This window comes from Arenimonas sp. (assembly GCF_019459675.1).
Classification (GTDB): Bacteria; Pseudomonadota; Gammaproteobacteria; order Xanthomonadales; family Xanthomonadaceae; genus Arenimonas.
This window is the reverse complement of record NZ_JAIBFH010000299.1, coordinates 1-10,972: the sequence shown is the minus strand read 5'-3', so window position 1 is coordinate 10,972 and position 10,972 is coordinate 1. Positions and strand designations below refer to the sequence as shown.

Here is a 10,972-nt window from a genome sequence, read left to right as displayed (position 1 = left end):
AAGCCGGGGCCGGCGGGGGGGGGCGCCGCCGGCGTCAGGGGCGGGGGATGACCCGGCGGCTTGAAACGGTGCTGGCCACCGTCGACTGGGCGCACTGCGTGTTGCGCGTGACCGGTGCGACGTCGGGCTACGCCTTGGATGGCAATCGCAGCGGCCTCTTTGCCCGCTATCTCCGAGGCGATAATTCGCCGCGCCTCTTCGACGTGATCTACCGGGACGCTCCGATGCCCGGCAACGACACCGCGATTCGGTTTTTCCACCCCCTCTATGCCGTGCTTGGGCGATCGCCGAGTGACCGGGACCTCACCCATGCCCTAGTCGCCGCGAGCCGACGGGTTCACACCCGGGTGTTTGACACCTCGGGCGCCATCTACCCAAGCAACGCCTTGCGCCCGGTCACGTCCCGCCGCTTGCTTGACCTGGCGGTCCAGGGGGATGGATTCGCCCTTACGACCCTGATCGCCTACCTGTTCATGGCGATGCGAGGACGCGATCCGGCGCTGGCGTTGGAGGCCGGCCTGCGCGCCTGGCAGTGCCTGCTGCTGGCAGTGGCCAGCGGGGAGTTCGCGGCCATCGGACGCCTCCTCGGCGCCCGGCTTCGCCAGCAGGTGCTGAATCAAGTGACCCACCAGGACCAAACCTGGGACACGGCAACACCGGATCTTGGCGTCATCATCCCGGCGCTGCGCTTGGCCGTTCCTGAACTGGCGATTGCAGCCGGCGCGAGCCGTCGACGCCTAATCCGCGACCTGCTGGAGAGCCCCTCCGACGATATGCGCGCGCTGCTGGTGCCCGAGCGCGTGTCGGTCGCAGAGGCCCAGCATCGCCGACAGGCGCATCGTCGAACGCTCGACCTGGACGGCCCGCCGCGCGGCCGCTTGCAGGAGCTGCCACGATTGGGCGCCAAGGCCCGCGCCATCGCTCGCGCGGCGTTCTACCCAAACTGGGTGGAAACGTGACGGGGCCCGCTGGCATGATTTCCGGACAGGCCGGTTCCCGGTTCCCGTCGCGAGGGATGATCCACATCCATGAAGCCGCCCGCGCCCCGATCTCTGGATGAAGAGATTCTCCAAGCACACCACGACAGCCGCCACGAGCCCGCGTTGCTGCAGAAACTGCTGACGGTTGCGCTTTACGTGCACAGCCCGTTGGGCCCGCGTACCGGACGATTGAATATCTGCATGTTCGATCGTCCTGACGGATTGCGGGTCATTCCGGTATTCACCGACATTAGGAAGGCCAAGAAGGCCGGTCGCGGCCGCGTAGTGAGCGTGCCCGTCCAGGGACGCGTGCTGTTCGAGGCCACGCGTGGCGCCACCTTGATGATCAACCCCAACGATGTCTCCTGCACCCTTTACCCAGAGGAGATCGACGGACTGTTGGAGAGCGGCGCCGTCGCCCATGTGGCGTCCTTTACCGTCGGCGAGGAGGAGGAGGTGCGGATTGGCGCGCCGACCAAGCCATCGGACGCACTGGCCGCCTGTTTGGCACAGACGTTGTCGGGCCTGCACGTGGCCGAGCGGGCTTACTTGGGCGAGGCCCACTGGCGGGGGCGGGAGCCGGCGCTGGCGTGGTTTGTGGCCGTGGTGGCGCCCACGCACCATGGCGAACGAATCAGCCGCGCCATCGCCACCGCGCTCAACGCAATCGGTCCCCTGGACCGGGCCTTGGATGTCCATGTCCTCGACCCGGCGGCGGCGCTGCCCGATTGGATTGTCGAGCATGCAGTGGCGCCGATCTACGATCGTGAGAAGCCCCCGAGCGTGCGTACGACCGACAGCGGGCACGCGTAGCGGTTGCGTCGTGCCGGCGAACTCGCCGTCGTGGACGCTCGCCGGGTCGCCCGCCTCGCCCCGGGATCGCTACCGCCACTCAGGCGTCCGGAGCGCTTTTTGATTTGGCGGTGCGGCGTCGCGGGGGCGAAGTGGCCTTCTTGGTCGGCGCCGCCGGACTCTTTGCACGTTGTCGCTCGAGCAGCTGCGCCCGCGCGTGGGCCGCCGCGCTCTCGCGCTCGGCCCGGTGCTGAGCAACGTGGGCAGCACGCAGGGACTGCTCGGCGGTGCGTAGGGCGGCCGCGTGCTCGCGGGCCTGGGCGGCCAGTTGCGCCTTGGTCACCTTGATCTCCTGGCGGAGGCGATCGACCTCGGCGTAGGCGCGGTCCTCCGTCTGGCGACCGTGCGCCTGCAGGGCCTCGCGTTCGGTGGCGGCCGCGGCGCGCTCGGACTCGGCCTGCTGCACCACGGAGTGGTGGCGGGCGAGTGTGGCGTCCAGGCGCAACGAGAGCGCCTGGAGTTCGGCCTGTTGGGACGCCACCTGGCGCTGCAGATCGCTGTTGCGCTGGTCGCTCATCACCAAGGCCGCGTAGTGGGCTTCGGCCTCCCCCTTGGCGGTGGCCAACTGCGTTTCCAGCGCCGCCCGCGCCGCGCGGTCGTTGGCCATCGCCGTTTCGGCCTTGGCCAGGACGTCGGCGAGGGCGGCTCGTTCGGGCGCCACCACGGTCTCGGCACGCGCTTGCCCGGCCGCGAGCGCGGCTTCCCAGACTTGGGCGAAGGCCTCCCCGACCGCCTCGGGCACCGCCGGCAACGCCAGGCGCTGGGCCAGACGCTGCGCCAGCTGGGACCACCAGGCCTCCAGCAGCGGGCCAATGGTGTTGGGTGAGCCGCGCCCGAGCGCCAGGCGCACGCGCTCGACGGTGGGCCGTTCGCCGGCGGCGAGCAGCGCGTCGGCGGCCTGGCTGATGTCCTGTTGCGAAACCCCTTTGGCCACGGTGTTCTCCTTGCGACGCGAGCGCCCTACTCCATTGGACATCTACAGCCGATAAGATATATTTATCAGAAGTAGCGTCCTCTATTCGTATTAAAACATACGTACTATGTAGCATAATTATGGCCAAATCGCGCCTCCCCGCCTCGCGCAGCGTCGCCGCCCTGCTCCCGGCCGAGCTTGCCGCCAGCGCCGCCGCGGCCGTGCAGGACATCCTGGCCGAAGCTGCCTCGGCGAACACCACCCGCAGCTACGCCAGCGCCCTGCGCTACTGGGCCGGCTGGCACCAGGTTCGTTTCGGCCAGCCGATCGCGGTCCCGGTGGCCGAAGCCACCGTCGTCCAGTTCATCGTCGATCACGTCGCCCGCAAGGCCAAAGCGGGCCTGACCTGGGAATTGCCGCCGGCCGCCGACGCGGCGCTGGTCGCGGCGCGCATCAAGGCCCAGCCAGGTCCGCTCAAGCTGAGCTCGGTCACGCACCGGGTCGCCGTGCTCTCGAGCCTGCACGCCCTCAAGAAGCAGCCCAACCCCTGCGAGCAGCCGGCCGTGCGCCATCTGCTGTCGCGAGCCCGCCGCGCCGCCATCAAGCGCGGCGAGCGGCCGACCAAGAAGACCGCGATCACGGCGCCGGAGCTCGAAGCCATGTTGGCCACCTGCGATGACTCGCTAGAGGGACTGCGGGACCGCGCCCTGCTCTGCTTCGGGTTCGCCACCGGCGGCCGGCGGCGCAGTGAAATCGCGGCTGCCCAGTTGGCGGACCTCCGCCAGGTCGACGCCGACACTTATATCTATCGGCTCGAGCACAGCAAGACGCAACAGGCCGGTCCCACCGCGGCCTCCACCCCCGACAAGCCGCTGCTGGACGTGGCCGCCCACGCGATGACGGCGTGGCTGGCGGCGTCTGGCCTGACCCAAGGCCCGATCTTCCGCCGGCTTTGGGACACCCGGCTGGGTGACGGGCTCTCGCCCAAGGCGGTGGGCGCCATCGTCCAGCGCCGGGCGGCGTTGGCGGGCCTCTCCGGGGATTTTGGGGGCCACAGCCTGCGCTCAGGGTTCATTACCGAGGGCGGCCGCCAGGGCATCGCCCTGCCCGCCCTCATGGCCATGACCGAGCACCGCTCGCCGGCCAGCGTCATTGGCTACTTCCAGGCGGGGGCGGTCACGGTCAATCCGGCGGCGAGACTGCTGAAGCCTGCTCGGTAAGGCGCCAACGCGGCCAATGGCGCCGGCGTGGAGCGCGCGCTTGTTGTGTTGCGGTGCCTATGCAACACTGCGCAACAGATGCAACACCTACCCCGAGGTCGACGTGCCTGTTTCCCCCTCTCCGCCCGCCTCTCACGCCGAATGGGCTGCTCTTGTTGTCGAGGGGTGTGCCGGCAACGCGGGCGCCTTCCAACTGCGGCTGAGCCGCCTCATTGCTCGCCTGCGCCGTGAGGCCTCGCCGCTGGCCAACGTCTTGTCCAGAGCACTGGCCGATGCGCACGATTCGCGTCTCACACTGGCGCGGGACGCCGCCTCCCACCAAGCCACCCTAAGCCCCGTCGATAGCGAGAGCAACCTGTCTTTGACGACGGTGCAGTACCCGGTGCACTTGGACACGCCGCCAGTGTGGACGGAGCAGGTGGAGATCAGTCTCAAGCAACTCATCGAGGAATGGCGCGGCGCCCACAAACTTCTGGCGGCCGGTCTAACGCCCTCGCGCACTCTGCTGCTCTCGGGACCGCCAGGCGTGGGGAAGACCCTGGCCGCACACTATTTGGCGGAACAGCTGCAGTTGCCCTTGGTTACGCTCAACTTGGCGGCCGCCGTCAACAGCCTGCTGGGCAAGACAGGCAACAACCTGGTTCGCGTGCTCGCCCATGCCCGGGCGCAGCCTTGCGTGCTCTTGCTTGATGAGTTTGACGCCTTCGCCAAACGCCGCGATGACGGGCAAGACGTGGGGGAGCTCAAGCGCGTAGTCAACGTGCTGCTTCAGGCCATTGACGAGTGGCCGGCGACGTCCTTGCTCGTGGCGGCCACCAATCACGAAGAATTGCTTGATCGGGCTATCTTTCGGCGATTCGATCGCTGGCTGCGCTTTCCGGAAAGTTCGCCGGCGCAGGTGGAGGCCGTGCTCATCGGCGTCGGGTGTTCGCCCGCGCTGTCTGCGATCGTCGCGCCCACCTTGGCAGGTCGACCGCTGTCCGACGCAACCCGCCTTGTTCAGCGCGCCCAGCGCCAAGTGGCTCTTCACGGCCAAGGCTTTGAGGACGCCCTCCTGGCTCAACTTGCGCAGGAGCTTCCGGCCGGTGAGGACGTACCCCGCCTGCTCAGAGCCAAGCAGCTCAAGGCCGCTGGCTGGTCGCTGCGGGCCATCGGAAAGGATCTCAAGGTCAACGCTTCGACTGTTTCGCGCCTCCTCCATCGTACGGAGTAATGCCCCATGGCATCCCAACCCCGCAATGTCCTGATAGCCAATGGGCGCGAGCTGATCGGACCGCTGTCCTGGCCGAAAGGCGGCGGCGACAAAGCGCACCCCTACACCATCGGCGAGATTCGTCTGGCGTTACACCCCGAACTCACGGCGATCCAGGCGTTGGCCAACCAGCCGCTGCCCGGGACCGCGCCGCGCGGCGAGATCACGACCAAGGTCGTGCTGCACCCCGCCTACTTGGCCAAATCCTACTTTCCGGCAGGGTTGCTTCGTGAGGTTGGGCTAAGTATTTTGGGGTCCCGCCCCACCCGGGTGCGTCCGCGAACGGTAAGAAAATCCGATCGAGACCAGGCGCTGGAAACGGCTGCCATTTTCGTCTCCGGGACGGCAGCGAGTTTCGGTGCCATGGACCGCGTTCTCATGGATGACGCCGCCCCTAAGGGGCGCCAAGAACAGCTGATCCGTATTGAACACATCACGGTTTTTGATGATGCTGAGAAACTTCGACTAGACCCCCAGACGCCTTGGCGGGATCACGTGCACGTGACGCTGCATGCGAGCGAAGGCGATGCGGATATTCGCGCCAGCTTTCAAGCTTATGTCCAGTCGCTGGGTGGGCAGATCACGTCGCGCGGCTATCGATTTGTGCCGGGACTGACGTTTGTAACCGTCCAGTTGCCCGCGGATCGGGTTTCGCTGCTCGCTCGATTCCAGCGCATCCGACTGGTTCGCTCCATGCCGCAACTCCAAGGCGACTGGGTGCTTGAGGGCTCTCTGAGAAAGTCATTCAAGCCCCTTGCGGTGCCGGTCGGCGCAGCGCCACTCATGCCGATGCATACGGCAGCGATCTTTGATGGTGGCACGGTGAACGCCTTGCAGCCGTGGGTCAACGAACTGGCGAGTGCATCGCTTCCCGCGCCGTCTGCTGGCGATGTCGCACATGGGATCAACGTGACATCAGCCTTCCTTTTCGGGGCAGTCTCACCTGGAATGGCACAACTCCCCATCCCCTACTGCCGTGTCGATCACCATCGAGTTCTGCCCACTCTGCAGAGTCCAGAGCAAGCATTGGACGTGCTTGATCGCATCGTTACCGCCTTGCGTAGTGCGCGCACGGCAGGGCGCCCTTATCGATTCTCCAACATCAGTCTCGGGCCCGTCGCCACGTTCTTTGACGACGACGTGCATGAATGGACCTCTCGCCTTGACACGGAGTTAGCCGACGGACAGACGCTGTGTACGGCGGCAGTGGGCAATAACGGCCTGCACGCGGGCGAACTTGGCCGCATTCAGCCGCCGGGCGATGCCGTGAACGTGTTTGCGATCGGCGCGGCGGGATCTGCGGGCAAGCGCTGGAATCGAGCGCCCTACAGTGCTTGGGGTCCGGGCCGCAGCCCAGGGTTTGTCAAGCCCGATGCCCTCGCCTTCGGAGGCAGCAACGAGGAACCGGTTGCCATTTTCAATCCACTCGCGGGCGTCGTCGCCGTCGCGGGGACCAGTTTTGCCAGTCCATTGGCATTGCGGGCCGCGGTCGGCGTGGACGTGCTGAGTCAATCGAGCTTTGATCCGATCACGCTGCAGGCCTTGCTGGTGAATGCGTGCGAGTTCAGTGCCCGGCGGCACGACCGACGCGAGGTCGGTTGGGGGCGCCTGCCGCTGGACCCGGAAGACATCCTGTACACGCCCGCCGATGTGGTCCGTATTGTCTATCAGGGTGTGACCCGCCCGGGCCATCCGCAAAAAGCGTTGATCCCCATCCCTCACGGTTTGCCGCCTGCGACAAAGGTCCGGCTGGGTGCCACCTTCTGCTACCGCGCTCCCGTGGATTCAGCACACGCCATCAACTACACGCGGGCAGGCCTGTGGGTGCGCTGCTATAAGAGGCCCGGCAAGTCTCTGCCGCTTTTTGGCAGCGGCATGTACAGGACCGAGTCGGAGCTCCGCCGCGACGCGATGCGTTGGGATACCGTCTTGCACAATAGCCGAAAGATCGCCGTGGAAGACCTCGCCGATCCCTACTTCCACATTAACTATCAGGTGCGAGACGAAAGTGAGGCAGTGCGCATGGAGGATGCCGTGCCGATGCCCTATGCGCTGGTGGTGACGATTCAAGCGCCGGGAGTCAATGACTTGCTCGCGCGGATCCAGACCCAGTTTCCGGTGTTGCAGACACTGCCGGTCGCGTTGGAGACGCAGGTTCCCGTCGCCGGCATCTAGTGTCCATGTGGTGAGGTCGTCCGGGCAGCCGTGAAATTTCCCCTGCTACTTCCTGCGAATGGACCAGCAGGTGCGCGTGCGCGATGGATCAAACGTGTCGTTTCCTGCGGACACTCCCGGACACTCGGCACTTCAGGCCCAGTTTTGGGCAGGCCGGCGTCGGTGCTCCTACTTAAGTTTCTGACCACCCATCTTGCTCGCAGGTGCCTCCGTGCCAAGTAGGGCGATCGACCGCAGGTACGCCAGGGCTTGTGAAATCAGCGCGCCCGCCCATTCCGCCAGCCCAGGCGTTCCCTCCATCGCCATCAAGGTTTCTAGGTCTTTGGCCGTCAGGAGGCCGCTGATGAAGGCCTCGACAATCCCTTTTTCCTGAACCGAGGCGTTGGTATTCCTCGCAATTGCGATGATTTCATCAATCGTCATCATGGATATACGACCTTCCAACTGCAGTTGCGGATAGACGTTGGCATTAATAGGCTACTTCGGGAGATCGCCGCAAGCCATGCCGCAGGCTATCGCGGCCAATGTGCGTGTGTGGGATGATGACGGGCGCCCGTTTCGAGAACGCAGATTACTCGCGGTGGCGGCATCCGCCGTGGCGTTTCCCACGCGTCTCGTCGACCCACGGCTTTCGCGCAACTCCGCGCTGCGCGTCTCTGGGCCTATCGATGTGCTGGTCGGCGTGTCGCGGCAGTGGAGGCCTGACTTGGGCAAAACGTTACCGAGCCAGTTTACGTTGCATAAACTCCATCTCCCCCTGTTGGCCCTGCACGATGCCATTGCACAGCTTGAGCAGTTCCGGGTCCCGTAAGTCCGCTTGATTGCACATCAGAATGACACCGGCGTGATGGGAATCATGGATCGCAGAAATTGATCGTCGCTGATCGCGGCCTGGCTTCGGATCGCCCACCAAAATCCTCCCAGTGCGATCAGTCCCGCGACGAGCAGGGTCTTGTTGGCCGTTCAATTGGCGTACATCAAGCTGTTCTACAACCCCAAGCGTCGGCACGGTTCTGTCGGAGACATCTCTCCGGTAGAGTTCGAACGACGGGCGGGACTTTCAGGCCGGTAGGTTTCCATGAAGCCCGGGGTAATTCAGACAGTCTCCTCCGCGTGCGCTTAAGCATGGCCAAAGCCTGGCCACTACAATGTAGGCATGGCCATTCCCACCTGCCCATGAAAGTCTTGGTTGTCGAGGATTCCGAACGCCTCCGCGAGGCCCTGCGCACCGGACTGACAGCGGCCGGCCTTGCTGTGGACGTGGCCGGTGACGGGCGCGCGGCCCTCCCCTATCTCGACGCCGGGGTCTACGACGTAATTGTGCTCGACTTGATGATGCCCCACCTCGACGGGCGCAGCCTGCTGGCCGAGATCCGGCGACGCCGCCTCGCCAGCCGGGTGCTGGTGCTCTCCGCCCTGGATGCCGTGGGTGAGCGGGTGGGCGCCCTTGATGCCGGGGCCGACGACTACTTGGTCAAGCCTTTCTCCTTCGACGAGTTGCGCGCCCGCGTGCTTGCGATGGGCCGTCGCCACGCCGTCGAGCCCACCCCGGTGCTCAGGTACCAGGGTCTTGAGATAGACACCGCCCGCCGGACCGTCAGCGGGCCCCAGGGTACGCTTGGCCTCACGCCCAAGGAGTACGCCCTGCTCGAGGAGTTGGTTCGGTACCCCGGCCGGGTGTACAGCCGGACGCAGTTGTTCGAGCGGCTGTACGCCAGCGACAGCGAGGCGTCGGACAAGGTGATCGAGGTCTTGATGAGTACCCTGCGCAACAAACTCTTGCGCGGTGGTTTTGATGGGCTTATCGAGACGCGCCGGGGCTTCGGTTATGCGGCGCGGTAGCCCGGGTTCGCTGCGCCAGCGCATCGGGCTTGGGTTCGCCGGCGCCCTCGTGCTGGCCCTGGGGGGCCTGTTCCTGTCGCTCGACGCGGTGGTGGACGGCGAAATCTACCGGCGCTTCGACGACAGCCTGAGCTCGCGCGCCAATGCCATCGCCGCCTATCTGGGGGCGCGGGTGGATCGTGCCCAGCCGATCGAGCGCTGGATGCCGGAGTTCCGCGAGGAAGGACACCAGGACTTCTTCCAGGCCTGGGATGCGCAGGGCCAGGTGGTCGCCCGCTCGGCATCGGCGCAGTCGGCGGACCTGGATCGGCCGACCGTGCTCGGGCTCGACGGCTTTACCCACTACGACTTGCCGCTTCCGGATGGGCACCGCGGCCGAGCCGTGGCCCGTCGCTACTTGCTAGCCGCGGACGACCCGCGCCAGCACCTGCTGCTCGTGGTGGCAGAAGAGCGAGAGCAGATCGACGCGCTTGAGCAGCGCTTGCACCTTTTAACCGGCGGCACCGTCGCGCTAGCGCTTGCGCTGGCGATCTTGCTTGCCTGGCGCGGCACAAACCTGGGCCTGAAACCGCTCGACCAGCTGGCCGGGCGCATCGCCGCCGTGCAGCTGGGTGACCCCGGCACGGCCATCGCCGACGACACCCTGCCCAGCGAACTGCAGCCCCTGGCGCGGCGCTTCGACGAGGTCATCGGCACGCTGCTGCGTAATCTTGCGCGCGAACGCCGATTCGCCCTGGACCTGGCGCATGAGCTTCGCACCCCGGTCGCCGAGTTGCGCGCGATCACCGAGACCACCCTGCTGGTGGATGACCCCGTGCAGCAGCGCCGCGCGCTCGAGGAGCTTGCCCGGCTCGGCAGCGAAATGGAGCAGACCGTCGAGGCTTTGCTGAGCCTGGCCCGCCACGAAGCCGGGCTGGTGCAGGCGGAAGTGGAGCCCCTGGACCTCGCTGCGATCCTGGCCGCGGCCTCCCGACGCCTTGAGGCGCTGCGCGTGCGCCGCGACGTCGCCTTTTCAATGGTCCTGCCGGCGGAATACTGGGTCAACGCCGACGCCTCGATGAGTGCCCGCCTGGTGGCGATCCTGCTTGGTAACGCCTTCGAATACGCACCCGAGGGCAGCACGGTGCGGCTGACCCTGCAGCCCGGAGTGGACGGGCTCCGGATTGAGAACGACGCCCCGGACCTGGCCAAAGCAGACCTCGAACAGCTGGGCACGCGCTTCTTCCGGGGCGGCCGCGCCAGCACAGGGACCGGTGGCATCCCGCACGCCGGCCTGGGCCTGGCGTTGGCGCGCGCGCTGGCGCTGGCGCAGGGACTCGAACTGGAATTCTCGCTGGAATCCGGTCGCCTCCGCACCACCGTGTCGGGCTGGGCCGCACTGGAAAACGGGGCGGCTTAAGCAGCACCAAAGCTTGGCGCGGGATCGTGGATTGAAACGATACCGGAGACCCGCCCGTGCCCCGCCTTCCCACCCTGCTGCTGCCCCTGGCCCTCGTCCTCGCGGCGGCCCATGCCTCCGCCGCCACACCGCTGCCTGTCACGCCCGCGCAGGCCGAGGCCATGGGCCTGGCTTTCGCGCCCGCCGAGCCGGCCGAGTGGATCCCGGTGGCCACCATTCCGGCGCAGGCCGAGCTCGCGGCCGGTGCACGCGCCATTCTGTCGGCGCGCCACTCCGGCACGGTCCAACGCAGCTTGGTCGCCGACGGCGACACCGTCGTGGGGGGGGGGGGGGGGGGGG

10 protein-coding genes are annotated in these 10,972 nt (G+C 66.6%); 8 read left to right on the top strand and 2 right to left on the bottom strand.

Going from position 1 to position 10,972, the window contains the following annotated elements; all coding sequences use genetic code 11:
• Positions 1–959, top strand: a 959-nt coding sequence (locus K0M70_RS10185; RefSeq protein ID WP_290781762.1) for a hypothetical protein, incomplete at its 5' end; no start/stop codon positions are given.
• A 69-nt stretch (positions 960–1,028) separates the two neighbouring features.
• A complete protein-coding gene (locus K0M70_RS10180; protein ID WP_290781761.1) occupies positions 1,029–1,793 on the top strand; it encodes an enhanced serine sensitivity protein SseB C-terminal domain-containing protein in 765 nt (254 codons plus the stop codon).
• Positions 1,794–1,872: 79 nt separating this feature from the next.
• Here K0M70_RS10180 and K0M70_RS10175 read toward each other — a convergent pair whose 3' ends face one another.
• Positions 1,873–2,766: a DNA-binding protein gene (locus K0M70_RS10175; RefSeq protein WP_290781760.1), complete on the bottom strand. Its 894-nt coding sequence runs from the start codon at positions 2,764–2,766 to the stop codon at positions 1,873–1,875.
• A gap of 119 nt (positions 2,767–2,885) precedes the next feature.
• Between K0M70_RS10175 and K0M70_RS10170 the strand changes: the two genes are divergently transcribed.
• From K0M70_RS10170 to K0M70_RS10160, 3 genes are all read left to right on the top strand, one after another.
• The gene (locus K0M70_RS10170) at positions 2,886–3,965 is read left to right on the top strand and encodes a site-specific integrase (protein ID WP_290781759.1); all 1,080 of its coding nucleotides are present in this window, start codon (positions 2,886–2,888) and stop codon (positions 3,963–3,965) included.
• 103 nt (positions 3,966–4,068) lie between these two features.
• Entirely contained in the window at positions 4,069–5,178 is a 1,110-nt protein-coding gene (locus tag K0M70_RS10165) for an AAA family ATPase (protein WP_290781758.1), read from the top strand.
• A gap of 6 nt (positions 5,179–5,184) precedes the next feature.
• On the top strand, positions 5,185–7,392 hold the full coding sequence (locus K0M70_RS10160) for a S8 family peptidase (protein WP_290781757.1): 2,208 nt from the start codon (positions 5,185–5,187) through the stop codon (positions 7,390–7,392).
• Between the two features lie 168 nt (positions 7,393–7,560).
• Here K0M70_RS10160 and K0M70_RS10155 read toward each other — a convergent pair whose 3' ends face one another.
• Positions 7,561–7,818 (bottom strand): hypothetical protein, encoded by a 258-nt coding sequence (locus tag K0M70_RS10155; RefSeq protein ID WP_290781756.1) that lies wholly within the window; start codon positions 7,816–7,818, stop codon positions 7,561–7,563.
• 750 nt (positions 7,819–8,568) lie between these two features.
• On the opposite strand from K0M70_RS10155, the gene K0M70_RS10150 reads away from it, so the two are divergent.
• The 3 genes from K0M70_RS10150 to K0M70_RS10140 all read left to right on the top strand — a co-directional run.
• Entirely contained in the window at positions 8,569–9,234 is a 666-nt protein-coding gene (locus tag K0M70_RS10150) for a response regulator transcription factor (RefSeq protein ID WP_290781755.1), read from the top strand.
• Positions 9,221–10,633 carry a histidine kinase dimerization/phospho-acceptor domain-containing protein gene (locus tag K0M70_RS10145; protein WP_290781754.1) on the top strand — a complete coding sequence of 471 codons (1,413 nt, stop codon included), beginning with the start codon at positions 9,221–9,223 and terminating at the stop codon, positions 10,631–10,633. Before K0M70_RS10150 ends, K0M70_RS10145 begins: the two co-directional genes overlap by 14 nt.
• A 56-nt stretch (positions 10,634–10,689) precedes the next feature.
• On the top strand, positions 10,690–10,972 hold a 283-nt coding region (locus K0M70_RS10140; protein ID WP_290781753.1), incomplete at its 3' end, for a hypothetical protein.

Excerpts from the sequence above, each read along its gene's own strand:
- K0M70_RS10180 (WP_290781761.1), top strand. The coding sequence starts at position 1,029 with ATGAAGCCGCCCGCGCCCCGATCTCTGGATGAAGAGATTCTCCAAGCA.
- K0M70_RS10170 (WP_290781759.1), top strand. The coding sequence starts at position 2,886 with ATGGCCAAATCGCGCCTCCCCGCCTCGCGCAGCGTCGCCGCCCTGCTC.
- K0M70_RS10160 (WP_290781757.1), top strand. The coding sequence starts at position 5,185 with ATGGCATCCCAACCCCGCAATGTCCTGATAGCCAATGGGCGCGAGCTG.
- K0M70_RS10155 (WP_290781756.1), bottom strand. The coding sequence starts at position 7,818 with ATGATGACGATTGATGAAATCATCGCAATTGCGAGGAATACCAACGCC.
- K0M70_RS10150 (WP_290781755.1), top strand. The coding sequence starts at position 8,569 with ATGAAAGTCTTGGTTGTCGAGGATTCCGAACGCCTCCGCGAGGCCCTG.
- K0M70_RS10145 (WP_290781754.1), top strand. The coding sequence starts at position 9,221 with ATGCGGCGCGGTAGCCCGGGTTCGCTGCGCCAGCGCATCGGGCTTGGG.